The sequence below is a fragment of the Mucilaginibacter sp. GW821-FHT07H05 genome (assembly GCF_059418485.1).
The window spans coordinates 480,005-505,651 of sequence record NZ_JBWKPY010000005.1 but is presented as its reverse complement, the minus strand read 5'-3'; the positions used below and the strand labels follow the sequence as shown (position 1 = coordinate 505,651).

The 25,647-nt window shown below is 44.9% G+C and carries 22 protein-coding genes; 12 read left to right on the top strand and 10 right to left on the bottom strand.

Going from position 1 to position 25,647, the window contains the following annotated elements:
* Positions 1-80: 80 nt before the first annotated feature.
* Both AC07M6_RS16290 and AC07M6_RS16285 read right to left on the bottom strand, forming a co-directional pair.
* Positions 81-1,322: a cation:proton antiporter gene (locus AC07M6_RS16290; RefSeq protein ID WP_494891195.1), complete on the bottom strand. Its 1,242-nt coding sequence runs from the start codon at positions 1,320-1,322 to the stop codon at positions 81-83.
* Between the two features lie 133 nt (positions 1,323-1,455).
* On the bottom strand, positions 1,456-1,932 hold the full coding sequence (locus AC07M6_RS16285) for a DUF6790 family protein (RefSeq protein ID WP_494891193.1): 477 nt from the start codon (positions 1,930-1,932) through the stop codon (positions 1,456-1,458).
* 200 nt (positions 1,933-2,132) lie between these two features.
* On the opposite strand from AC07M6_RS16285, the gene AC07M6_RS16280 reads away from it, so the two are divergent.
* The 3 genes from AC07M6_RS16280 (at position 2,133) to AC07M6_RS16270 (ending at position 5,872) form a co-directional block, all read left to right on the top strand.
* The gene (locus AC07M6_RS16280; protein WP_494891191.1) at positions 2,133-3,389 is read left to right on the top strand and encodes a pyridoxal phosphate-dependent aminotransferase; all 1,257 of its coding nucleotides are present in this window, start codon (positions 2,133-2,135) and stop codon (positions 3,387-3,389) included.
* A 164-nt stretch (positions 3,390-3,553) separates the two neighbouring features.
* Positions 3,554-4,264 carry an SAM-dependent methyltransferase gene (locus AC07M6_RS16275; RefSeq protein ID WP_494891189.1) on the top strand — a complete coding sequence of 237 codons (711 nt, stop codon included), beginning with the start codon at positions 3,554-3,556 and terminating at the stop codon, positions 4,262-4,264.
* Between the two features lie 15 nt (positions 4,265-4,279).
* On the top strand, positions 4,280-5,872 hold the full coding sequence (locus tag AC07M6_RS16270) for an FAD-dependent monooxygenase (protein ID WP_494891187.1): 1,593 nt from the start codon (positions 4,280-4,282) through the stop codon (positions 5,870-5,872).
* Positions 5,873-5,984: 112 nt separating this feature from the next.
* On the opposite strand, the gene AC07M6_RS16265 is transcribed toward AC07M6_RS16270, so the two are convergent.
* The 3 genes from AC07M6_RS16265 to fucP form a co-directional block, all read right to left on the bottom strand.
* Positions 5,985-7,919 carry a T9SS type B sorting domain-containing protein gene (locus AC07M6_RS16265; protein WP_494891185.1) on the bottom strand — a complete coding sequence of 645 codons (1,935 nt, stop codon included), beginning with the start codon at positions 7,917-7,919 and terminating at the stop codon, positions 5,985-5,987.
* Between the two features lie 261 nt (positions 7,920-8,180).
* The gene (locus AC07M6_RS16260) at positions 8,181-8,510 is read right to left on the bottom strand and encodes an L-rhamnose mutarotase (protein ID WP_494891183.1); all 330 of its coding nucleotides are present in this window, start codon (positions 8,508-8,510) and stop codon (positions 8,181-8,183) included.
* Positions 8,507-9,859 (bottom strand): L-fucose:H+ symporter permease, encoded by a 1,353-nt coding sequence (gene fucP / locus AC07M6_RS16255; protein ID WP_494891181.1) that lies wholly within the window; start codon positions 9,857-9,859, stop codon positions 8,507-8,509. The genes AC07M6_RS16260 and fucP overlap by 4 nt, the downstream gene beginning before the upstream one ends.
* 336 nt (positions 9,860-10,195) lie before the next feature.
* On the opposite strand from fucP, the gene AC07M6_RS16250 reads away from it, so the two are divergent.
* Positions 10,196-13,060: a carboxypeptidase-like regulatory domain-containing protein gene (locus AC07M6_RS16250; RefSeq protein WP_494891179.1), complete on the top strand. Its 2,865-nt coding sequence runs from the start codon at positions 10,196-10,198 to the stop codon at positions 13,058-13,060.
* A gap of 92 nt (positions 13,061-13,152) precedes the next feature.
* Positions 13,153-13,983: a hypothetical protein gene (locus tag AC07M6_RS16245; protein WP_494891177.1), complete on the top strand. Its 831-nt coding sequence runs from the start codon at positions 13,153-13,155 to the stop codon at positions 13,981-13,983.
* A gap of 43 nt (positions 13,984-14,026) precedes the next feature.
* Here AC07M6_RS16245 and AC07M6_RS16240 read toward each other — a convergent pair whose 3' ends face one another.
* Positions 14,027-14,803, bottom strand: coding sequence for a rhamnogalacturonan acetylesterase (locus tag AC07M6_RS16240; RefSeq protein WP_494891175.1), 777 nt, complete (start codon positions 14,801-14,803; stop codon positions 14,027-14,029).
* A 261-nt stretch (positions 14,804-15,064) separates the two neighbouring features.
* Here AC07M6_RS16240 and AC07M6_RS16235 point away from each other — a divergent pair, with 261 nt between their 5' ends.
* From AC07M6_RS16235 to AC07M6_RS16205, 7 genes are all read left to right on the top strand, one after another.
* Entirely contained in the window at positions 15,065-16,249 is a 1,185-nt protein-coding gene (locus tag AC07M6_RS16235; protein WP_494891173.1) for a DUF5009 domain-containing protein, read from the top strand.
* A gap of 101 nt (positions 16,250-16,350) precedes the next feature.
* Positions 16,351-16,773, top strand: coding sequence for a type IV pilin protein (locus AC07M6_RS16230; protein ID WP_494891171.1), 423 nt, complete (start codon positions 16,351-16,353; stop codon positions 16,771-16,773).
* Positions 16,774-17,301: a hypothetical protein gene (locus AC07M6_RS16225; RefSeq protein WP_494891169.1), complete on the top strand. Its 528-nt coding sequence runs from the start codon at positions 16,774-16,776 to the stop codon at positions 17,299-17,301.
* On the top strand, positions 17,298-18,731 hold the full coding sequence (locus tag AC07M6_RS16220; protein ID WP_494891167.1) for a GspE/PulE family protein: 1,434 nt from the start codon (positions 17,298-17,300) through the stop codon (positions 18,729-18,731). The genes AC07M6_RS16225 and AC07M6_RS16220 overlap by 4 nt, the downstream gene beginning before the upstream one ends.
* Before the next feature lie 8 nt (positions 18,732-18,739).
* Positions 18,740-20,659: a type II secretion system protein GspD gene (locus AC07M6_RS16215; RefSeq protein ID WP_494891165.1), complete on the top strand. Its 1,920-nt coding sequence runs from the start codon at positions 18,740-18,742 to the stop codon at positions 20,657-20,659.
* 4 nt (positions 20,660-20,663) lie between these two features.
* Positions 20,664-21,875, top strand: a complete 1,212-nt coding sequence (locus tag AC07M6_RS16210; RefSeq protein WP_494891163.1) for a hypothetical protein — start codon at positions 20,664-20,666, stop codon at positions 21,873-21,875.
* A complete protein-coding gene (locus AC07M6_RS16205; RefSeq protein ID WP_494891161.1) occupies positions 21,875-22,399 on the top strand; it encodes a hypothetical protein in 525 nt (174 codons plus the stop codon). Before AC07M6_RS16210 ends, AC07M6_RS16205 begins: the two co-directional genes overlap by 1 nt.
* Positions 22,400-22,407: 8 nt before the next feature.
* Here the strand turns inward: AC07M6_RS16205 and AC07M6_RS16200 are convergent, their stop codons facing one another.
* The 4 genes from AC07M6_RS16200 to AC07M6_RS16185 are packed head-to-tail and all read right to left on the bottom strand — an operon-like array spanning position 22,408 to position 25,645.
* Positions 22,408-23,553, bottom strand: coding sequence for a type II secretion system F family protein (locus AC07M6_RS16200; RefSeq protein WP_494891159.1), 1,146 nt, complete (start codon positions 23,551-23,553; stop codon positions 22,408-22,410).
* A complete protein-coding gene (locus tag AC07M6_RS16195; protein WP_494891157.1) occupies positions 23,540-24,046 on the bottom strand; it encodes a PulJ/GspJ family protein in 507 nt (168 codons plus the stop codon). The genes AC07M6_RS16200 and AC07M6_RS16195 overlap by 14 nt, the downstream gene beginning before the upstream one ends.
* Positions 24,036-24,401, bottom strand: a complete 366-nt coding sequence (locus AC07M6_RS16190; RefSeq protein ID WP_494891155.1) for a hypothetical protein — start codon at positions 24,399-24,401, stop codon at positions 24,036-24,038. The genes AC07M6_RS16195 and AC07M6_RS16190 overlap by 11 nt, the downstream gene beginning before the upstream one ends.
* Positions 24,389-25,645: a hypothetical protein gene (locus tag AC07M6_RS16185; protein ID WP_494891153.1), complete on the bottom strand. Its 1,257-nt coding sequence runs from the start codon at positions 25,643-25,645 to the stop codon at positions 24,389-24,391. Before AC07M6_RS16185 ends, AC07M6_RS16190 begins: the two co-directional genes overlap by 13 nt.
* Positions 25,646-25,647 lie beyond the last annotated feature (2 nt).

Sequence of the window (25,647 nt, the reverse complement as noted above, 5' to 3'; positions counted from 1 at the left end):
TCGGGTTTTTTGATCAATCCTTACAAAAAATACGATTTTACCATCAGTACAGTTTCTAAACGGCCGGGAAAGCGGGCTTATTATGCCTTTTGCATTAACCTGCGGGCTACCCAGCCAATGCTTAAACCTTGTACCAATATCGAAAATACTACAATAATATAAGTGATCAGCACAAATTCGTCGCGGTACATGGCGGGGCCTAACGATAAGGCCAGCGCTACAGACAAACCACCCCTTAAACCGCCCCAGGTTAAAATGGTTACCGCGTTCTTTTCAAACGTGATCTTGTATTTCAGCAACAGCACCGGGAAAAACACCGAAACCCAGCGGGCCAATAGCACGATGAGGATAGCGATGCCGCCGATGATCAAAACAATACTATTGACCTTAATGGTAAGCATTTCCAGGCCGATCAGTAAAAACAGCACCGCGTTCAGGATCTCGTCAATCAGTTCCCAAAACTTGCCCAGGTAATCCCGGCTAATGTCGGATAATACCTCGTGCTTCACTTTGTTACCGGTAATAATGCCGGCAACCACCATAGCCAGCGGACCCGAAACATGCAGGTAACCGGCAATAAAATAGCCGCCCATTACAATGGCCAGGGTAACCAAAACTTCAACCTTATAATCGTCTATAGATCGCAGCGCGTAATATCCGATGTAACCTAATAAGCCGCCAAACAGCAAGCCGCCGATGGCTTCCTGTAAAAACAATTTACTGATGGCCAGCATATCAAAAGCTGATGCACCCGAACGGGCGGTTTCCATTAGTGTTACAAAAACTACTACCGCCACCCCATCATTAAATAAGGACTCGCCCGAGATCTTTAACTCAAGCGACGAAGGGATCTTAGCTTCCTTTAGTATAGCCAGCACCGCGATAGGATCGGTAGGTGATATTAATGCACCAAACAGCAGGCAATAAATAAACGGTATTGGCAAATGGAATAACTGGAACAGGTACCATACCATACCGCCTACCAGCGTGGTAGATATGAGTATACCCAGGGTTGAAAGTGCGATAATAGGCCAGCGTTCTTTTTTTAGCTTGCCCGCGTCGATATGTATGGCCCCGGCAAACAGCAGGAAACTCAGCATAAAGTTCATCAGCACATCCCTGAAATCAATAGAGGCAGCCAGTTTAACGGCCTTATCCGATAGCGGCGGGTAAAACTTACCCAGTGTTGCCAGTAATATGGATGTACCCAGCGATAACACCATAATGCCAATAGTGGGCGGCCACTTAATTACCCGGTGATTGATATAGGCAAACACCGCCGCTAATACAATTGTGATGGTTAAAATTTCGCTGATGTTCATAGATGCGTGGTAGCGGCAGATAATGTAAATATAAAAAAATCAAGTTTACTTCGCGGTTTATTTGCATTACCAGCATGGTATATCTTTGTGAAACTTGTGTAAAAACGCTGTACGCTTTGTGGCTAATTTCTTATCACAGCGTAAAAATTAAATAAGCGCCTATAACCAGGAAAATAAACCAGTCGGATACTGTTGCTATTACTTCATTGATGCTATCGGGCTTTTTAAAAACATGCTGAATAGCAGCCAGCCCGAAATATAAGCCTCCGGTGACAGCTGCCGGGGCTGCCCATTGTGGTTTAAGCAAGGAGGACATCCCCATCAGCCCCATGCAAATATTGGCAAAACCTAATTCCCGGACAACCACATTGGCCTCATCACCATTAATATGAAATATTTGCTTCGCGGTAAAAGCGGGCTGGGTGACTTGCTTTAGCCCTGCCACCAAAAGCCGGACACCTACCGCCCAAAACAAAAACCACTTACCATTAAGCGCCCAGCCCAAAGGCGCATGTAAATATTGCCATTGATATAGAATAAACAATACCGGCAAAACAAGCATAAAAAGCAATACGCTGGTGAAGTAAAGGGGTGATATTTTAGAGGTCATGGGTTAAAGGATAAATAAATTTCAAAGCTAAATTACCAACAAAGCACGCAAAGAAAAAATTTCACAAAGCGTACAAAGTTTATTTTAGGGGCTTGCAAAGCTTTGTGTCCTTTGTGTAAAACCTCTGTGCCCTTTGTGGTTAATTCATTACTACGCAAATAAAACACCTATATTTGCCCCTGTTACATAACCCTGAATAAATGAGTATTTCTGTATTGGCGCAAAACCTGCGCGGCTCCGAGATCATTAAAATTGCCGGCGAGATCAACGAATTAAAAAAACAAGGGCAAAATATTGCCAACCTGACCATCGGCGATTTCGACTCGAACCTGTACCCTATCCCTGCCTATCTGAAAGCCGGCATTGTAGCGGCCTACGGCCATAACCAAACCAACTACCCCCCTGCCGACGGTGTGCTCGATCTGCGCGAAAGCGTAAGCGAGTTTCTGCAAAACCGCATGGGTTTATCTTATAAGGCTAATGAGATTTTAATTTCAGGCGGCTCGCGCCCGCTGATCTATTCCATCTTTTTGGCCATTGTTGATCCCGGCGATACCGTGGTTTTCCCGGCCCCATCGTGGAATAACAATCACTATAGCGATTTAACCAGCGCCAACGCGGTGATTGTACAAACCAGGCCCGAAAATAACTTTATGCCTACGGCTGATGAATTGCGCCCGCATTTAAAAGGCGCTACCTTGCTGGCCCTGTGCTCGCCGCTGAACCCTACGGGTACCATGTTCACTAAGAAAGACCTGGAAGAGATCTGCGACCTGGTGATTGCCGAAAACAAAACCCGCCAGGCTGGTGAAAAGCCGCTGTATATCCTGTACGATCAGATCTATTCGCAGCTGACTTTTGGCAGCCATCAGCATTATAACCCGGTAACCCTGCGCCCCGAGCTGCGCGATGTGACCGTGTTTGTAGATGGCGCGTCAAAATGCTTTGCCGCGACAGGTGTGCGTGTAGGCTGGGGCTTTGGCCCGGCTAAAATTATTGATAATATGAAAGCCATTGTAGGCCACATGGGAGCCTGGTCGCCCAAGGCCGAGCAGGTGGCCATGGCCGATTTCCTGCGCCAGGAAGGCCCGGTTAATGAATACCTCGACGATTTGAAAACAAAGATCCAGGCCAGTTTAACTACCCTGCACGAGGGCTTTCAACAATTAAAATCGGCAGGCCTGCAAGTGGATTCGATTGAACCGATGGGCGCGATCTATCTGACCGTGAAAGTTGATTATGCCGGTAAAACTACCCCGGATGGCGATTTGATCAAAGATTCGGCCGATGTGAACTTTTACCTGATCAAGGAAGCAAAGGTGGCCCTGGTGCCCTTCTCAGCCTTCGGTACCGAGGATGGCATGTGCTGGTTCAGGGCATCGGTAGGCGCAAGTTCGTTACAGGATATTGAGCAGATGATCCCGAGGATTAAGGATGCTTTGTTGAAATTAAAGTAAGTTATTCAAACTTACGAAGTTTTTAAAACTTCGTAAGTCTTATATATTATATAAAAAAACACCTTGTCATTGCGAGGTACGAAGCAATCGCACACACAAAGAGCAATCTTGCATTTTCGCGATTGCTTCGTACCTCGCAATGACAATTATTTATAAAATAACCCATGCCCAACGGAACCCTCTTCCTGATCCCTGTACCATTAGCCGATGAGGCCGCGGGCAAATCGCTGACACCATATTTGGTGGATACCATTAACCACATTAGCGAGTATATTGTGGAGAATGAAAAAACCGCACGCCGCTGTTTAAGAGAGGCCGGACTGAAAACTCCGCAAAGCGAGCTGGTGATCCACGATTATGGTAAGCATAACCGCGATTTAAAGGATAACGACTTTTTTGCAGGCCTGCTGGCTGGTAAGGATGTTGGCCTGATGAGCGAAGCCGGTTGCCCGGGAGTAGCCGACCCCGGCGCGGAGATCGTAGCCGAAGCGCACCGCAAAGGGATTAAGGTGGTGCCGTTGGTAGGGCCAAGTTCTATTTTATTAGCGCTTATGGCATCGGGGTTTAGCGGGCAAAGCTTTTGCTTCCACGGCTATTTGCCTATTGATAAGATAGAGCGAGCCAACCGGATTAAAGAGCTGGAAGCCCAGGCCGAGCGTTTGAAGCAAACGCAACTGTTTATTGAAACCCCTTTCCGCAATAACCCTATGCTGGAAGAGATATTACGCAGCTGCAAACCCAACACAAGGCTTTGCATTGCCTGTAATTTAACCGGTGCCGATGAAATGGTGAAAACCCAAAGCATTGCCGCCTGGAAAAAACAGGTACCCGAACTGCATAAAAAACCCTGTATATTTTTGATATTTCATCCCTGATAAAACGTCATCATCATGAACATCAACGGGCAACATCATACGGTATTAATTGTAGGCGCCGGCCCGTCGGGATTAATGATGGCCGGCCAATTATTGCGTTATGGGATACAACCGCTGATTATCGATAGCCGGCAGGGGCCAACCAACCACTCCAAAGCATTGGCAGTACAGGCACGGTCGCTGGAGATCTACCGTCAGATGGGCATTGTTGATAAGGCGCTTGCGGGCGGCAAACCCGGCAAAGGCATCGCCTTTTACGACGATGGCAAACCCGGGGCCCAACTGCTGCTGGGCAACGTAGGCGATGTAACTACCATTTATCCTTATATATTACTATACCCTCAAAGCAGTAACGAGCGCACCCTGCTTGATTATCTTACCCTGAATTGCTGCCCCGTTTATTGGGGCACAACGCTAACCAGCCTTACACAATCCACCGAAATGGCTACTGCCGTTTTAACAAGCGATGGCAGCCCCCAAACCATCACGGCCGATTGGGTAATTGGTGCCGATGGCGCGCATAGCCCGGTTCGTAAATCGCTCAATATCCCGTTTAACGGAGATACTTATAAAAGCTTGTTTTATTTGATTGACGGCAAAGTATCTGAAAATTTTGATATCGACCTGATCCGGGTTTTCCTGTCAAGCAAAGGACTGGCCGGTTTTTTCCCCATGCCTGATGAAGGGTATTACCGTATCATCGGCAATATGCCCGATGGTGTTGACGGCGAGAACAAGCAGTTGGAATTAGATGAGATCCTGCCATCATTAAACGCCATAGTTGGCCATAAAGTTGAGATAACCGATTGCCGCTGGCTGATCACTTATAAATTACACCACCGCATGGCCGATCAGTTTAGGTTGAACCGTTGTTTTTTAATTGGCGACGCGGCGCATATCCATTCGCCGGTTGGCGGACAGGGTATGAACACCGGCCTGCAGGATGCCTATAACCTGGCGTGGAAACTGGCTGCTGTTATTAACAAAAAAGCAGATGCGCAATTGTTAGACAGCTATGCCGCCGAGCGCATGCCGGTAGCCCAAAACCTGCTAAGGACTACTGACAGAGCTTTTAAGTTCGGTATGTCGACCAGTATTGTTGCCCGTATCTTTAAAAAATACATTATGACGCGCCTGCTGCATTTTGCATGGGGGAAAGAAAGCATCCGTAAATTCTTTTTTCTCATCGTATCGCAAACAGGCATCAGCTATCACGATAGCAAACTGAGCCTGCACCTAAGTCAGGCCAAAAACATTAAAGCCGGCGACCGCCTCCCCTGCCTGAAAGTATACGACGAAAAGAAACTGGAAGAAACCGACCTGCATCAATGGTGTGCTAAACCGGGCTATACCCTCATTATTTTAGGTTTGGTGATTGAGGAAGAATTATTCAAGATAGCTAAATGGCTTACCCAAAACTATAACGGCTATGTTAACTTTTTCTATCTGCCGCTATCTGCCAAAAACCAGCATGTGTTCGATGCCTTTGAAGTAGGCAAAGGCCAGCATAAATCCCTGCTGGTACGCCCGGATATGCACATCGGGTTTATGAATGATGCGATTGATCTGGATAGGATGGACAGGTATTTGAACCCCCTAACCCCCTAAAGGGGGAACGGATGTGCAAATGTGCGGATATGCAGATGTGCCAGATAAGAAAAATACTATGTGGTTTCGGTTCCCCCTTCAGGGGGTTAGGGGGTTTATGGGTTAGGGGGCCTCACCTCAATATCGCCACCCAGCCCGATAATGTTGTACCGGGTTTCAAGTCTATTTTATAGTAATAGGTACCCTCTGGAAGGGGCTCACCATTAAACCTGCCATCCCAGGCCTTGGTATAGCCGCGGGTTTGGTATACTACGGTACCAAAGCGGTTAAATACCTGCGTGTACGATTCGGGATAGGTTTCCAGCGCTACAATACCCCAGGTGTCGTTAACGCCATCGCCATTGGGTGTAAATGTATTGGGGACCACCACCTTTTTATATACGCGGATAAACACATCATCTGTCGGGGCAAAATTACAGGGCGAACCGGTTGTGGCATGCAGGGTATAGGTAATATCTTCGGTTGGGGTAGCAATGGGATGCAGGCTGTTGGGGTCGCTCAGCCCGGTGGTGGGTGTCCAGTAATAAGTAGCAGTGGGGTCGCTTACGCTTCCGTCAAGCGTGATGGCCTGTCCTTCGGTCATTTTTTGATCGGCGCCGGCCGTAACTACCGGCAATTGGATCACAGTAACGGTAACCGAAGCCGTGACGGTACAAGTGCCGCTTGTAACAGTAACCGTATAGGTGGTAGTACTGGTTGGTGTGGCTATAGGATTAGCTATATCAGGATTCGACAGTCCTGTCACCGGCAGCCACGAATAGGTTACCCCCGCCGAACCGGTGGCTTGTAATTGCGTTGGGTCGCCCTGGCAAATACTGACATCACCACTGACCGCAACCGTTGGCATGGGCGTAATAGTAATGTTAACCGTTTTAGTAGCCGAACAGCCTGCCGCGTTAGTAACGGTAACGGTATAATCCCCGTTATCGGCCGGTTGCGCGTTATTGATGATCAGATTGGGCGATGTGGGTGTATAGCCGCCGCCGTTTTTAGTCCAAATGTAGGTGGTACCGGGTGCTACGCCCCCCTGTAAAGTAAGGGATACATCTTTGCCCTGGCAAAAAGTCAGGGCTGATGGGGCGGTCGCGGATGGCACAGCGTTAATAGTGAGGATCAGCTCGGGCGAAACAACACGGCAGGTTGGTGAATTAATATTACTGCCATTAGCACAAGCCATCCGGTATTTATAAGTTCCTGCTACAGCAGGTGTAAAATTTGCCGTATATGTTGTGTTTGTAGCGCCTGCAATATCTACCCAGGCATTATTTTTAAACTCCTGCCATTGGTACATTGGTGTATTATAGCCGGCGGAAACCTGCGCGCTCATGGTATAGCTTTGATTGGTACCCGCACAGCCCCCGGCATCAAACGAATTTGTTAAGTCGAACTTAGGTATAATAGTTGGCCCGCAGGGGCGAAAGGTGATATCATCCAGCGCTATATCGTTGCCGGTGCCGCCCGCACCATTATTGGTTATGGTTAAGGTAATATCTCCGCCTGCAGCTGGCGTGGTAAACAAAATTCCATATTTTACCCAATCTGTAGCATTTCTACCCGGGGGTATATCGCCAGTATTTATTAGTGTTATAGTACCTGTTGCATCTTGTATCTTAAATGTAAGGTTTGGTGTGGCAGCTTTTACAGTTTTTGCCATGTTCAATATCCAGGCTGCAAATTCATACGTTGTTCCAGGGCATAAGCCGGTTACTTGCTGTTCGTAAAATTTATCTGATTTGGATACACTTGCGTTAACTACCATCATATAGCCTCCTGTGTTGCCCGTATGATCGGTAGCAGACCACCAATCGTACATACCCGCTGTGGATTGGGTGATGGTATAAAACCCATCATTGGGTGTACCCGAAGTGTAGGTATAATTGGTTATTGTAGTGGACAAGGGCGCTCCTCTTACACCGCTTGTACCTGTCCCAAAATCAACATTAACAATAGGGTCGCCCAGGCTGCCTGTGCAGGTTTGCGATTGCGCATAGCCGATTGCGTTGCAAAACAGCAAAAAGCAAACAAACAGGGGCAATAAATATTTCATGCGTTACAAGGCCAAGTGTTTTAAAACCGCATAATTAAAAGGATAACCGCCCAGGCAGACATGATCTCAGAAACTACAACAGGATTTTAAAAACGTATAAATTGGTTTGTAAATATATTATTTGTTAATGAAGTTTAGATGAGGAGTGGTGTAATAACTACAACAAGGTGTAGCAGAGAGAAAGTAGCTTAAAGGTAAAGGCAGAAAGCTTAAAGCTGGTTGGGTGAAATTCGCTTTAAGCTTTCTGCCTTCGGCTTTAAGCTAAAGTTTAAATATCCGATCCATCAGCACCCATTTTTCGCCGGGTTTGGCGCCGGGGATGGCTTGCTGGTATTTCCACATCAGTTTCTCCCATTCCTGCACCTTAGGGTTAACGGCATCCATAGCGCCTTTATTATCAAAGCTGAAGGTATCGTTCACCTCCATAATCATAAACAGGCGGTTGCCAAACCGGTAGATCTCCATATCAGTAATGCCCGATGTGGTGATGCTGTCCTTAATTTCGGGCCAAACAGATCGGTGATAGGCTTCGTATTCGGCTATCAGGGTGTCGTCGTTTACCAGGTCGAGGGCTAAGCAGTATCTTATCATAAAATTTCGTTAGGGGCGTTTTGCACTTCCTTTACTGTTGTTTTGTATCCAATTAAACCAAATAACATAACTATTACAAAGCATACCAATGGCACAATGTAACCGTACTGGATATTGCCGGTTTTATCGGTAATATAGCCAAATACCGGTGGCAGTATAGCGCCGCCTACTATCGACATTACAATTAAACTGCTGCCGAATTTGGTATCGCCGCCCAGGTTATGGATCCCCAAAGAAAATATGGTTGGGAACATGATCGACATAAAGAACGCGATAACAATAACCGAATAAACCGGTGTAGTGCCATGCGTGTTCATAGCTACCACGCAAAGTGCAACGCAAATGGCGGCATATATGGCCAGCAGCGTATTAGGCTTAACATATTGCATAATAAAGGTGCCTATAAAACGGCCAAACATAAAAACCAGGCCGGCTGTAGCCAGATAATAAGAAAAATAATCAGAGGCCTTTGCTTCGGTAATCAGATGCAGGAACATGAATACTTTTTCTATACAAATGATCAGGGCATCTTTAGGTGTACCCGGCGGGATAGTTTTTGATGCAAATAAAATGAAAAAGCTAAACACACAAACCTGCGCACCCACATAAAAAAACTGCGCGGCTACACCCCAGCTTAAGTGCTTGTGCTTAAAGGCATGTAACACATTCTTTCCGCTCACCTGGTCGTCCCCGTCCTTAATTTCGGGTAGTTTGGTGAAGTAAAAGGCAATGGCTATCAGTAATATAATACTGCCCAAAATAAAGTAAGGCAGCTTAACCGATGATGCTTCTGATGCTAAAGCAACCTTGCGGGCGGCTTCGGTCATTGTGCTTAGCTGCTCATCTGTCAGGCCTTTTGTTAGTATTAGCCTGGCGCCAAGAATAGGTGCCATAGTTGCCGCCAGTCCGTTAAACGATTGCGAAAAATTGAGGCGTTGGGTAGCGGTTTCGGGATCGCCTAATAACGAGGAATAAGGGTTAGCGGCTGTTTCCAGGATGGTTAACCCGCAGGCGATAATAAACAATGCGCCTAAAAAGAAAATGTATTGCTGGGTATTGGCAGCGGGAATAAATAAAAAAGAGCCTAAAGCAAACAGCATTAACCCGGTGATGATACCTGATTTATAACCATATTTTTTCATGATAAACCCGGCAGGCAGCGCCATCAAAAAGTACGCGATAAACACAGCCGAATCAACCAGCGAAGCCTGTAACGTTGACAGCGTGAACGACCGCTTTAAATGCGGGATCAGGATCGGATCAAGATTATGGGCAAAACCCCATAAAAAAAACAGGGATGTAATAAGGATGAACGCGAAGCGATAAGATTTATTTGTTAACGATGCCATTGAACAGGTTTATTAATCTGGTTTATAAATGCGACTGCAAGTAAATAAAGTTTAATTATAACCTTATTTAACCTTTTATCAAAACACTAAGCTATATTGGCAGATGGGTATCAGGATGGTCGGTTTAAGTCTGTAGTCGAAAGTCGTAAGTCATAAGTCTTGTCGAAACTCTTCTGACTTACGACTTTTGACTTGCGACTTAAATCCCACATTTATTTAAATATACTCCGTCATGCAAAAATGTTGTTGCATGTATTTATTTATTAAGTTTTATGTTAAACCTTTACAGTATCAACAAGTCAAACCAGCTAATTTAACCTTACATCCTGCCCTTTTATGAATTTATTAAAATACCCCGTTCTTAAATCATTAGCGGTGATCATCCTGCTTGGCGCAGCACAGGTAGCCAAAGCGCAATCGCCGCAAAACAACATTAAAGATGTTATTGCTAAAATAGACACCTTTAATAACCGCCTCCCTGCCGAAAAACTGTACATGCAGTTTGATAAACCCTATTATGCCGTTGGCGATACCATTTGGTTTAAGGCCTACCTGCTCAATGCTAATCTCAATTACTCGCCTTTAAGCAGCCGCCTGTATGTGGAAGTGCTTAACGATAGCAGCAAAGTGATCAGGCGCATGGCCTTCCCCATGGGTATAGGGATCTCGTGGGGCAATATATCCCTGGAGGGGATGCGCGAAGGTTCTGTCACCATCAGGGCCTATACCAACTGGATGCGCAACTTTGGGCAGGACTATTTTTTTAACCGCGCCTTTTACATATCCAACCCGCAAAAGCAAACCTGGCTAATTAATGCCAACAGCCAGCTGGCTGAAGCCAATAATATCAAAATGAATGTAAAGTTCACCAGCCTGGATAGCCAGCCCACAGGGTTACGGCAAATGCAGCTGCGGGTGCTCGACGGCAAGAAGGTGTTATTTAAAGGCAGCAGCCAAACCACGGCCGATGGCCTGCTGGATGTAAATTTCCCGCTGCCCGATAAAACGCCTGTTAAAAACCTGGTGCTGGTGGCGCAGGATAAACTGGATACTAAAAAACAAGCCGCCATACCTGTAAGTACCCACCGTGCCAAAGATGTAGATGTACAGTTTATGCCCGAAGGCGGTTATATCATAGCCGGCCTGCCATCACATATCGGCTTTAAAGCCATTGGCGATGACGGCCGCGGGGTAAACGTGAGTGGTAAAATAGTAAATGCCGCCGGCGAAGAAGTGGTTAGCCTGCAATCGTTTTACAAAGGCATTGGCACATTTGACCTTGCCCCGCAAGCCGGCGATGTTTACACAGCCAAACTGACCTTACCCGGCGGGCAAACCAAAGATGTACCCTTACCTGTTGTTAAACTATCGGGCACAGAACTGCGGGTGCGCAATATTGCCAACCGCGATACCATGGACGTTTCGGTATTTATGAGCCCCGACCTGGTTAAACCCGGCGGTATTTATTACCTGGTAGGGCAATCGCGCGGGGTGGTGTGTTTTGGCGCAAGCATAACTGCAGGCCGGGCTTTTGCCACGGCACATGTGGCCAAAAGCCTGTTCCCTACCGGCATTGCGCATTTCACCCTTTTTAACATGCAAAACCAGCCGCTGAATGAAAGACTGACCTTTGTTGATCATCACGATAATCTAAAGATCAATCTTGATCCGGGTCAGCAAAAATTCTCGCCGCGCGATAGTGTTCCCGTTAAAATAACCGTGAACGATCCATCAGGGAAACCTGTTATAGGCAGTTTTTCGGTAGCCGTTACAGATGATTCGCAAATACAGGCCGATAGTGCCGGTAACGATAATATCATGACCCGGTTCCTCTTGTCGTCAGACCTGAAGGGCTTTGTTGAAAACCCTGCTTATTATTTTACCGGCGATAAAACCGCCTGGCAGGCGCTGGATGCTTTACTGCTTACCCAGGGCTGGATAGGTTACGATTGGAATATGATCAAAAACCCGCCTAAGCCCACCTTCCAGCCCGAATACCAGTATACCGTTAATGGCAGGGTGGGCAACCTGCTGAACAAGCCTGTTAGCAATGCCAGTGTGGTATTACTGGCAAAGGGGCGGTACAACTACATAAAAGATACCGTTACCAATGCCGATGGCCGCTTTACCTTCCGCAACTTCCCGCCTATTGATAGTGTTACATTTGTGCTACAGGCGCAAAACAAAAGGCATAAAGTAATTAACGCGGGTATTACGGTTGATGAGAATGTGGCCCCGGATGTGATTAAGGCCAATACACTGCACGCAACACCATGGTATGTAAACAGCGACGCGGCCATGCTTAATTTTGTAAAAACAAACCCCACTTACCATACCGAACTGGATAAAGCCCAATACGGCCCCCAGGGACGGTTATTAAAAACAGTAACCATACGTAACAGGGCCATTGTTAAAGGATCGGCCAATTTAAATGGCGCCGGCGAGGCCGACCAGGTAATTGACGAAGCTACTATTGAAAATGCCGATAAAATGAGCTTAGGAGATCTGCTGGAACAAAAAGTGGCTGGTTTCAGGATAGGTTATCTGAGTAAACCCGGTGGCGGACGCGGTACCGGAATGCCTAAGGCACCGCCCGAACTGGCTTATTTTATAAAGGATAAAAAGGTGCGTTTTGTATTTGACGGCGTTGATCTTAACCGTTTCTATCAACCGATGGATACCGACGGCGGTGGTGGCCAAACCAACGAGTATTACAATTACATTAAACAATACCTGGATTACTTTACCGCCGAAGATATTAAAGGAATTGAAGTAATGTACAGTCAAAGAAACAGTTCTAACTATAATACCCAGAATTTAACCACCGAAGAGCTGTTGGCCGAAAGCCCGGCCGGCGCGCGTGGTTCGGCTACTGCCTACCTGGAGATCACTACCCGCAGCGGCAACGGGCCTTTTACGCAAAGGGCCAATGGCATTTATGTATACAAGCCATTAAGGAACACCGTAGCCGCCGCATTTTACCGCCCGCGCTACCCGGTTAAAAACGTGGCCGCCAAATTTGCCGATCTGCGTTCTACTATACACTGGGACCCAACCGTGGTAACCAATAAGCAGGGAGAAACCACCATATCATTCTATGCAGCCGATAAACCTGCAACATACACCATTACGCTGGAAGGCACCGACCTGAAAGGTACTGTAGGTTATCAAACCCAGAAAATTACCATTGGTGGTAAATAGGTTTAAATAGATGAGATAAAAAGGATTGTACATTTGGTGTACGATCCTTTTTTTTGTTTGTTATAAAAATTTCTGATTACCTTAACACAACCGTGCGCATAGTAAAAACCCTGCTTATCATTTTTATCTTTTGCCTGCTGACTGCGTTTACACAAATAGGCGGAATTATATACCTGGTTTCATTTGCTACCCATCGATATATACGCCGTGGTACCCCTAATAAATGGTTGCAACAGGCTTTAAAGTTCGGTTCTTTTTTATTGCTGTACTTGTTAGCTACCTTTTTGATCGTCCCGCTAATAGCTCCCCTATTTGGCCGTGTGCCGCTCCCGCTTTCAGAAACTGATCATTTAAAACCGGTAAACCGGCTTACATGCTTACTAAACCGCAATTATGTGCGCCCGGAATTAAAAGACGCCGCTTTTAGTGTAGCTGAACAACTAAATAAACAGTACCCTGGCACCATTATTAATTATTTAGATGCCTGCTTTCCTTTCATCAATAAATTTCCCCTGCTACCACACTTAAGCCATAATGACGGCAAAAAACTGGATCTTGCTTTTTATTATATTGATAACAGGACCGGCAAAGCAAGCAACAAAGTACCGTCGGCAATTGGATATGGCATTAGCGAAATGCCCCGTCCCGGCGAAATTAATACGGCCGATCTTTGCCGGCAAAAGGGTTATTGGCGTTATAGTATGCTTACCAAAATTGTCCCGCAAGGCAATAAAATACATTTTACATTTGATAGCGCCCGTACAAAAACACTGGTAAACCTTTTTGCGGCGCAACCGGCTATTGGTAAAATATTTATTGAGCCGCATTTAAAAATAAGGTTAAACCTCACCACACCAAAAATCAGGTTTCATGGCTGCGGTGCGGTAAGGCATGACGATCATTTACATGTGCAATTAAAATAAACAGGAAAAAGCATATGCCCGTATGATGGCTAAATGTGTATTTTTAATTCAGGTAAAACTTCTTCAGGGGATCGCGCTTCAGTCCTTTTAGTCCTTCCACCACACAGGCCGCGTTAAATCGGGCGCCGGCCTCAATGGTATGTGTATGATCTTTTACCGTAAAGTATTCGGCCATTACCTTATCAGCGCCAAGCTCGTCGTAATGGTCGGCTATAATTTTATTCAGATCTATAAAATCAACTTTTTCCTGTTCGGCCACTTCCCTATCCCACTGTACATAATTAGCACCTACGCGGTCAACCTTTCCATCTTTCCACATATTGCGCGGCACCAGCGACAACACAATGGGGATACCGCCTTTCGCCTTGGTTTCCCTGATGTATTTACGAATGTTCCAGCCGAAGGTATGCACCATTTCGGCCTTCTGGGTGCGGGGATTAACCACTTCGGCGCTATCATCACTGGTGCCTTTCAGGGTGCTGGCCGTACCATCGTTATGGCCAAACTGTATCAGCACTACATCGCCGGGTTTAATATAAGGCTCCGCCTTATTCCAAAAACCGCCGGTCCAAAAACTGCGGCTGCTGGTACCGCCGAAGGCCTTGTTTTGTACCGAAATTTTGTTGGTGTCCAGCAAGTTTTGGATAAACGAGCCCCAGCCCCACAAGCCGCCGTCGCCGCGCCCATAAGTACCGTTACGCACGGTAGAATCGCCGATGAGCCAAAGTGTAGGTTTTTCCTTTGGCTTTAAAACAACAAATGACGATAGCGCTACAATGGCCGCTACCAACAGGAGTTTATACTTGTTTTGCATGATCATTTAGATTTACCCGTGCTTAACGGTTAGTAATTGGTTTACAGGATTAAATATAGAGAGCTTGTTTTAAATTGGCATCCTGCAGCATGGGGTAGCCGGTATTTACCGAAACACCCATACCGGCACTAATGATCATCACCATCTGCCATAAAATCACCTGTATTAACCCTCATTTTATACTTGTTCATTAAAATTAATACGCAATTAAAAATATTGCCGTTTAATTAAGCAAACAATTTAGGCGCTACAACATTTAAAAGGGTAATGAATTTAAATTTTAGCAGGATCCATTCCATCGACGCCTATAGGGCGGTTACTATGTTCTTAATGATATTTGTGAATGACATTGACGGCATCCCCGGCGTGCCGCAATGGATAAAACATGTACAGGAAAATGCCGACGGCCTGGGTTTGGCCGATACCATTTTCCCGGCTTTCCTGTTTATCGTGGGGCTGGCTATTCCGTTTGCTTTTCATAACCGCCTGCAAAAAGGTAGTAGCAAGTTGGTGCTCCGTATCATTATGCGCTCCTTCGCCTTAATATTCATTGGCTTTTACCATGCCAATATGGAAACCTATAACGAGGCGACAGCCATTTTGCCCAAGCCTGTTTGGGAAAGCCTGGTCACCTTTGGTTTCTTTTTCTTATTTCTGGATTACCGCAATGTTACCAGTGCTACCAAACGCTATATTTTGCAGGGCATAGGCGTATTGCTGATTGCTGGCATGTCGGCTATCTACACCAGCAGCGATCCCGGCCATAGCTGGCTGCATTTAACCTGGTGGGGTATATTGGGGCTTATCGGCTGGTCGTACCTGGTATGCGCGCTTATTTACTACTACAGCAAAGGGCGTTTGTGGATCCAGGCTGCCGCATGGATTTTCTTTATGTTCTTTAACATTGATTTTCATTTCGGCATGCTGCATTTTTTAGATGGTATCCGCAATTATGTCTGGCTATCGGGCAATGGGGCCATGCAGGCCTTTACTATGGCCGGGGTTTTTACCTCGGTGCTATATATGCGCCTGGCCGAATCGAAAGAGTTAAAATTACTGTGGATAGGCCTGTTCCTGATGGCCGTTATCCTGTTTAATTTGGGCTTTATTGTGCGCTACTTCAGCGGCGGTATTTCCAAGGCCAGGGATACCCCCTCGTGGGTGCTCATCTGCACGGGTATCAGTTTAATTGCCTATGCCTTTTTTATTTTCCTGGTAGATTTTAAAAAGAAGTATCATTGGTTTAAAGTTATCCGACCGGCAGGTACCAACACCTTTACCTGCTACCTGGTGCCCTTTATTTTTTACCCGCTATATCAAATGAGCAACCTGGGATATCCCCAATACCTGAGCCAGGGCACCGGCGGCCTGATCAAATGCCTGGTATTCTCCCTTTTAATGATATGGTTAGCGGGATTACTGGAAAAGGTGCATGTAAGATTGAAGATATAGCAGATTTTTAAATCATTAATATATTTTAAATTAACTTTCTTAACTGGCTGTCCGTATAAGTATTTTTATTTAATTTAGCTTGGTTTTCCAATTACACAATCATGAAATTGCCTAAGTCCTTATTAAACAAACGCCTTAACGCCTATACCCTTACCGAAATACTGGTAGTATTGGTTATTATCGGCATTTTAGTATTATTAGCATTGCCAAACCTGCTGCCGCTGATTACCAAAGCCAAAACCACCGAAGCTAAAGAACAGTTAGAACATGTGCAGATGCTGGAGAAAACCTATTTTTACGAGCATTCCAAATACTCTAAAGATCTGACCGAGATTGGATTCATCCAGGAAAAACTCAGCACCGAGCCAAACGGCCGTGCCAATTACCGCATAGAAATTACCGATGCCAGCAATACCGGCTTTACAGCCAAAGCCACATCAGTGGTTGATTTTAATGGCAACGGTACGTTTAATGTATGGTCGGTTGACCAGGACAAAACGATGAAAGAAGTTACCGCCGATTAAGTGCTGCTACTCGTAGAAATATTGATCACTCTGATATTACTGATGATTTTTGTGCAGGATATAAAAAGCCGTTCGGTTTACTGGATATGTTTCCCGGCGTTAGCGCTGTTATTCATGGCCATGTACGGCCTCAAATACGGAAGCCTGGCCGGCTTGTGGCCTTTGGCCTTTTTTAACCTGCTTTTTATATTGGTGCAGTTACTGGCTGTTTCGGCCTGGTTTTCTATCCGGCAAAAAACCTGGGTAAACATAACCCAAAGCTTATTAGGCTGGGGCGATATCCTGTTTTTAATTTGCCTGGCCGCCTGTTTTTCGCCCGTCAATTTTGTGTTGTTTTATATTGTTAGCTTAATCATTGTACTGATGGTTTGGTTAGCGGGTAAACAATTACTGTTTAAAAATACCCGGCATATCCCGCTTGCAGGCTTACAATCTTTGGTATTAATAGCTGTATTGGTAACAACCTGGTTAAAGCCCGGGATGAATATTACTTCGGATGAATGGTTACTTCAGGCCCTGCAATCATGAAAGAGACCGAAGAGATCAACCTGCTTTCCGATCAGCTCCATTGGCTTACCAAAGAGCAGGCCTGGCATTATCGCGTATTGCCGAAAGCTAAAGCCGCGCATACCTTTTCCCTGTATTGTGAAGATTCGGCCAACCAGGATGAACTGGCCAGCGAACTGGAAGTGTTGCTGGGCCTCACCATCTTGCTGGAGCCACTCCCGGTTGTGCAGATAGCCCGGCTGCTTTCCCGGCATTACCTGAAGGAAAACGGGATGGAAGGACAGCAACAGTTTCAATTGTCTAATCACCCGGATGATTTCCTGGCCGACCTGATCCGCGAGGCAAAAAGCCTGAAAAGCAGTGATATCCACATCGAAAGCTACGAGAATAAATGCAGGGTGCGGATCCGTATCGACGGGATGATGGTGGAGCGGTATTTATTAAAGCGGGACGAATACCCGGCACTCATCAACAAAATAAAGATCCTGGCTAACCTGGATATTGCCGAAAAAAGGCTGCCACAGGATGGCCGTATTAACTTTAAACATCAGCAATTGCAGTTTGATATCCGGGTTTCGATATTGCCCACATTGCATGGCGAAAAGGTAGTGCTGCGTTTGTTAAATAACGACGCTACCGAAATTGACCTGAATAACCTGGGTTTTTCATCGTTTGATTTGGATAACTACCTTCAGGGTGTTAAAAGGCCAAACGGTATTGTATTGATCAGCGGACCGACAGGTTCGGGGAAGACGACTACGCTGTATGCTACCCTGAAATTACTAAACAAGGAAACACGTAATATCCTCACCATTGAAGACCCGGTAGAGTATACGCTGGAAGGCATTAACCAGGTGCAGTTAAAGGAATCGATAGGGCTTACCTTCGCGGCTACGCTCCGTACTTTTTTGCGCCAGGACCCGGATATTATTATGGTGGGCGAGATCAGGGACACCGAAACGGCAAACATGGCTATACGTGCCGCGCTTACCGGCCACCTCGTATTGTCAACCATCCACACCAATTCGGCCTGGGGAACAGTTTCGCGGTTAATTGATATGGGGATCCCTCCTTTTTTAGTGGCCAGCACCCTGAATACCACCGCGGCACAACGCCTGATACGTTTGCTATGCCCGCATTGCAAAGCCGAAAAAGCGTTGGATACTTCCTTATATCCCAAACAGTTTAAGCCTTACAGCAAGGTAGAATATCACTATGCGCCGCAAGGTTGCGAGCAGTGCTATTACACCGGTTATAAAGGCCGTAAAGCCGTTTACGAGATCATCCCGATAGACCAGGAACTGGCTTTTGAAATCAAGAATGGAAATATGTATATTCAGGACCTGTTAAACGAACGGAAAATACTAACACTGGCCCAAAATGCTTTCCAATTGTTTAGCGAAGGTTTAACATCGCTGGAAGAAATATATCCGCTGTTATTTAATTACTAAACCTTATTATGCAAAAAAGATTTACTCTTTTACTTCTGATATTATTAATAGCCGCACATTGCTTTTCGCAAAGTACAGACCGGCTATCCGCTATTGAGGAAAGGTTGAACGCCCTTTCGGCAAGCGTGCCCGGTTTAAAGCAAACAGTGCAGTTTTCGGTAAATAATGTATTGATACAGGATTATTTGTCGGCCCTGGCCAAATCAAACAATTTAAGCGTTAATGTCGACCCCAAGCTCAATTTCAGGATTAACAATAATTTAAATAATGTAACGGCAATTAACGTGCTGCTTTTTTTAGCCAAGGCCTATAACCTCAATATCACAAACGTCGGCTCTATACTCATGATCACACCCTACCAGGACCCCGGCCTGCTGGTTAAGCCGCCTGTGAAAGAAATAACCGCGAAATACGATCAGTTAACCAACTCCCTCTCGTTTGAATTAAACAACGACAGCCTGGTATTGGCAGCCCGGAAGATCACCCAGCTTTCGGGAAAAAACGTGGTGGTACCTAACACCCTGCAGGGCAAAAGAGTATCGGGTTTTATTAAAAGCGCCCCTTTTGACGCGGCATTAGAAAAGCTGGCATTCTCTAACGAACTAAAAATGGTGAAAACCAGCGATAGTTTTTACCTTTTTCAATCACTTACCGATGGGGAAGAGCTTTATGTCAACGGAGAGAAAAACACAGGTGTCAGGCGGACCTTTAAACCAGCAGGCAATATAGGCGGCGGTAATATTAACCTGTTCAGCAAAATGGCGGGTGGGCAAAAACTAATTTCGGCCGATGCTACCAACGCTACCATATCCGACCTGGTTAAATCCGCGTCGCAGGAGTTAGGGAAAAACTATTTCCTTTACAGCGATATTAAGGGAAATATCAGCACGCATGTGTCCGATATCACGTATGATAACTTTTTAACGTCCTTATTTTCGGGCACAGAATATACCTTCAGGCTGGAAAACGGTATTTACCTGATCGGCGACCGTAAGATTGAAGGTTTAAGGGCTCAAAAAGTTATCCAATTGCAAAACCGGTCAATTGATACGGTACTGGCCATGATACCGAAAGAGTGGCAAAAGGGCGTTGAGATCCGTGAATTTCGCGAGCAAAACACCTTACTGCTTTCAGGATCGGGACCGCAAATACTGGAGATAGAATCACTGGTTAAACAAATAGACCTGTTAGTCCCCATGGTTATGATAGAGGTGACGATGATCGACGTTAATAAATCCCGGACTACCGCCACCGGTATTAAATTAGGCGTTGCCGATAGCGTAAAAACCGGGGGCACCATCCTGCCGGGCGTCAACTTTACATTCGGGGCTTCTTCTATCAATAATTTACTGGATAAACTGGGCGGATCGTACCTGAACCTTGGCCATGTGGTACCTAACTTCTATGCCACCATCAGCGCCATGGAATCGCAGGGAAATGTGGAGGTGCATTCCATCCCTAAACTGACGACTTTAAACGGGCATACGGCATCGTTAACTATTGGCAGCAAGCGCTATTACCTGGTGCAAACACAAAACGTTATACCGTCTCTGGCTTCTCCAACCATAAACTATACGCAGCAATACAACTCTATTGAAGCTAATATGGTTATCAATATTAAGCCCATGATATCCGGCGATGATCAGGTAACACTGGGCATTAAAATTGATATTACCGATTTTATTGGTACGCCGCCTGCTAATGCCCCGGCGCCTACTTCGACCAGTAAATTTGAATCGCTGATACGGGCGCATAACGAGGATATGATTGTATTAGGCGGGCTGGAAAGGACATTGGAGAGCGAAGATAATTCGGGCACGCCTATACTTTCCCGGATACCTATTTTGAAATATATTTTCAGTACGCGTAATAAAACTACTTCAAAAGTGGTTACGCTGGTTTTTATCAAGCCAACTATTTTACGATAAACTCATGTTAAAACAGCTTTACAGGTTTAACCAGGCGGCAGGTTTAGCCATCCATATTCAACAGGATGGCAGCTTTGTTATGGATGGTTGCCTGCTTTCGATAAAGCAACAAAAGCTTGAGCTTGAGCAAAAGTTTTTGGGATGCAACAACATTAATGAGTTAAACAAGCATTTGCCGGGTAAACAATTGCTTGCCGTAAACCTGTCGGGCAAGGGTATTTTAAGTAAGCGTATTGAAAAAGCGGATGAAATAAACGCTGCAAACTTTAATCAGGTATTACCCAATGCCAACATTGATGATTTTTATGTACAAAACCTCATCAGCGCCGATTATTCTTTTGTTTCGGTTATTCGTAAGGCCGAAGCCGATAAATGGTTTAACCAGTTAAAAGAGCTGGGTTACCAACCGGTTATATTAAGCCTGGGCCCGTTTGCCGTAAAAAACATCATGGGCGAGTTAAATGTATACGGCGGTGATTTTGTTTTTAACGGGCACCAGATTGCCCGGGATGAGCACGGCGAATGGCTAAATTACCATTACGACCCCTCAGCAAAAGCCGAATATAAAATAAAGATACAGGCCGAAACTATCGACGAAAAGCTTTTACTACCCTATGCGGCTGCATTTCAGCTTATTTTAAATGAACAGATAGCGCCTGTTAGCGCCGCAGCACAACCATATACCAATTTGCTGGCAGGCAAACAGGCCGATGTGAAATTTAAGGCCAGTGCCATGCTGGTTTTGATAACGGTCTTCCTGCTTTTAGTGGTTAACTTTATTTTGTTCTCCTGGCTGCAATCATCAAACATGCAGCTAAATACCCAGTTAAGCCGGACCCAGCAAAACACCAACGATGTAAAAGTGAACAGCGACCAGGTGAAAGAAAAAGAAGCCATACTACAGGGACTGGGCTGGGATAATAACGTAAAAAAAAGTTTGCTGATTGATGAAGTAGCTGCTGTTTTACCTCATGATGTTAGCTGGACAGGCGTCACCATCAATCCGCTTGATGCGGGGGGCAGTCAGCAGGCCCGGTCGCTTATTTTTTTGAATAATACCATTAAAGTAAGCGGCTTAGCCGAGAAGGTATTATCAGTAAATGAATGGCTGGCCAGGATAAAAACAAAAGCCTGGGTTAAAAGCGCAAGGCTGGATAGTTATGCTTTTAACAACGAATTAAATACAGGGGCGTTTACACTTACAATTAACTATTAATGGACAGGCTGGCTCAGATAAATAAGCAATATCTGCTGATAGGCGGCACTATTTTGCTTTTGGCGCTCAGCTATCAACTGGCGTTTAAAAACACATTGAACGCGTGGAGCCTTCACCGGCAATTGCAGCAGGACTTGTCCCAATCTACAGATATCAGTACCCAACCAGCTTACGTAGCCCGGAAAAACAGGAACCTGGATCAGATCATCAAAGCCTATCAACTGGATTCGGTTACCTTCAGGAACAACGCGGTTAATACCATTGCCCGCTTAGCCGAACAGGAGCAGGTAAAACTAACCGTTATCCCAACAGATGATGCGATATATCATACCCCGCATTTCATTATTCAAAAACTCAATTTTGAAGGCGGTTTTTTTGCTTTATTAAAACTGGCTGATAAATTGCAAAGTACCCCTGGTATCGGCATGCTCAGGTCGGCTTCCTGGAAAACGCAGAAGCAATCGCCCGCTGATGAAAAATCTAAAAAACTAAGCTTGGAAATCTATATGGAAATATACCGGTAGCATCCCCCCTATTGGAAACTATTACTCATTTGGAATAAGGGCAGGTACATCGATATCAGGATAACACCAACAATAAACCCCAGGAAAATGATGATCAAAGGTTCCATCATACTGCTGAGGGTTGAGGTTTGATATTCTACCTCATCTATATATTGCTCAGATATTTTTTCAAAAAAGTAATCCAGCTGATTGGTTTCCTCGCCCACTTTTATCAGCTGTATCATTTTTGAAGGGTAAATATCAAATTGCTGCAGGCTTTGATGCAGCGATTGCCCTTTCATAATATCATCCTCCACCTGTTTTAACGAGGTTTCTAAAGGATAAAAACGGATCATTTGGCGGATGAGGCCGATGGCTCTTAATAGCGGCAGCTTGGCGTTAATTAACAATCGCATAGAATTACAAAAACGTGCGAGATATATTTTTTGGACCAGGCTGCCCACAACCGGGAGCTTTACCAATAGGCCAGTCGCTATCCTACGGAATGTATCTTTTTTACGAAATGCTGTAATAAACACAATAACAACCAATATGAAGATAAAAAAAGGCAGGAAGCCATTTTCCATCGCCTGCGATATGCCAATGATCTTTTCGGTGATCCAGGGCAGGCGGCCGCCAAAGCGCTTAAACACATCGCCAAACATGGGCACAATAAATTTCAGCATAAAAAATACCGCTCCCAGTGACGAGGACAATACGATACAAGGATAGGTCAGTGCCGATACGATCTTTCGGCGTTGTTTAATCTTGTTTTGATAAAACTTGGCCAGATCCTGTAATACCTCTATCAGTTTACCCGTTTCCTCGCCAATTTGAATACTGAAGATCTCGTATAATGAGAATTTACCGGTTTGATTAAGCGCCTGGGAAAAGCTGGTGCCTGAAATTACAGACTTTTGAATGCTCTGGAAAAGCTGTTTGTCCTGTTCTTTCGTCTGATCTGAAGTAATTAGCTCCAGGCTGCTTTTAAGATTAATGCCCGCATGCAGTAACGAGCTTAACTCCAGGTACAGGCTTTCTTTCTTTTTATCACTCCACTCTTTTTTCCCAAAGCTGATATCCTTGTTTAAAAAAGCAAAAATCCCTTCTCCGGCACTTGTTTTTTGCGGCGCCGGCTTCTTTTGCTTGTATCTGCTGATATCAATTGATGGCATTGGGGTTTCTATTGATGAGGTTTTGAGAACTGTATTGCTTGTAGTAATAATACGGAAATTTATCATTGCCTAACAGAATAGTGAAACTCAATTCATCCATCCTGTTTTGCTCATCCGCTTCTGCCTTATCGGTTAAGGGTAATCCTTCAAAATACTTTGTTAAGGCTTCCGTTTTCACTTTAAAAGTATCTGCCACATTGGTGATCCTTAAAACATAATCGGGCTGTATGCTATAAGTAATGGTAGTGGTATCGTGTTTAATCGCTAAGCCATCTGTCCGCTGTAAAATCAGGTCGCCCCGCTCTATATCTTTCCCAATTAATTGCGTTAGCTGGCTTATCTCTACCAATTCATGCTGCCTGGTTTTAAACGCTAAATAACTTTTATAAATAATGGTATAACAGGTATAGGTAATAGCAATTACAATAGCTGCTATCAGCATGGCAACCGTTATTTCCATTATGGTAAATGCTTTTATACGCTTATTTATCATGACTGATGATCAACTTTTGCAATTGGGCCACTTTTTGTTGGTTTCCGTCGAAAGCGGTAACGGTTATTTCGTTCAGTTTATCGTTTTGTTCAAGCTGCTTTATCTTCACCTCGATGTTGAAATCATCGATCTGGAAGGATTGATCAGCCGGCTGGGCCAATTGTTCCGTCTGCAGCATTATTTTTCTGATCTGCGCTTCGGCCCGCAGTTTTTTGGCTGATAGCGAGGTGCGGGTTACATTGGTGAATATCATCATGGCTATACCAAAAACCATTAATATGATCACCATAGAGATGATCACTTCAAGCACACTTGATGCCCGGGCTTTTTTACTGAGTATATTTATTGCAGCCATTGCAATACCTTTCTTTTTTTACCGGTTGTTACCGGCAGCAAATCACTCGACAGATAATAAGGAGACAATTTTAATAGGTCGACATCCAGGTTAATTAAATAATTTTCATACCGGGTGTAGGTGCTTTGGTAGATAAACCTGTTGGTAAAAACACTGCCGTAAATACGCACCTTATCTTTTAAATTCACCATGCCCTGAACATAAACCTGGCCGGCAACGGTTACCTGCTGCCCTAAGCTGATGAGAGGCGGCAGGTTATCTTTTTTACGATCATAAATAAAAACAGTGCCCTTAATTTCCGAAAAATCATTGATGCTGAGTTTCTTGATCAGTTTATTGTTATCATCCAAATTAATAACCCCCAGGCACGAAGGATATTCAAACACGCAGCGTTTATCAATATAAATAGAATCGGATGCAAAAAGCTGGCAGTTACCTTTAAAACCGCTTTTTACCATAATGCCGCGGGCAAATATGATCACGTTATCCAATTTGGCTGTACTGTCGATAGTTAAAGTAGTATCCGAGTATAATATGATATTACCCTTAAGGCTGATATCACTTAACGTGGTCGCATTTTTTTTTAAGTCGACCGTATAGGTGGGTTTTAAAAAAGAAACGATAACCGAATCTTTTTTAACCAGGTTGTTAGTGTTGCTTCGCGGGGCTTTTAAAAGATTTTCGATACTTTGGATCCGCTGATCTGAAAGTGAGGGTAGTTTTTTTTCGCTATTTTTTTTAACGCCAATCACAATTCGTTTATCGCCGGTATAAGCCTGGTTGTTTACATAAGCTTCCCTTATACCGGCCTTAGGTAAATAGGCCACACCACGTATATGCGTATTACCGCTAACCGAAAGCGACCGGTCTTCGTCAATTAAATACAAGGCCGCCCATTTAGCCGAATCGACGCCGTTGGCTATTAAAAAAGCACGGTTTATAGTATCGGTTTGTATAAATGCCCTCGCAGTCGCCACGTCAAATGCCCCCCAGTTGTTTTGCTTCAAAATCAGGCTATCATGATCATTGCCAAAAAGGCTGATCTTTTTTTCTGTTGTATATTCGTTGCTATTGGTAAGTAATAAGTTTATGCCCGACTGTATATTGCTTTTCAACTGGTCGTATCTGAAATTTTGCTGATAAACCGAGCGGTAGTAATATCCTGCCACGATAACGGCCGAGCATAATACGCCTATCACTAAAGCAATAATAATAACCATGTACAAAGCAGAAGCCTTAAGCATAT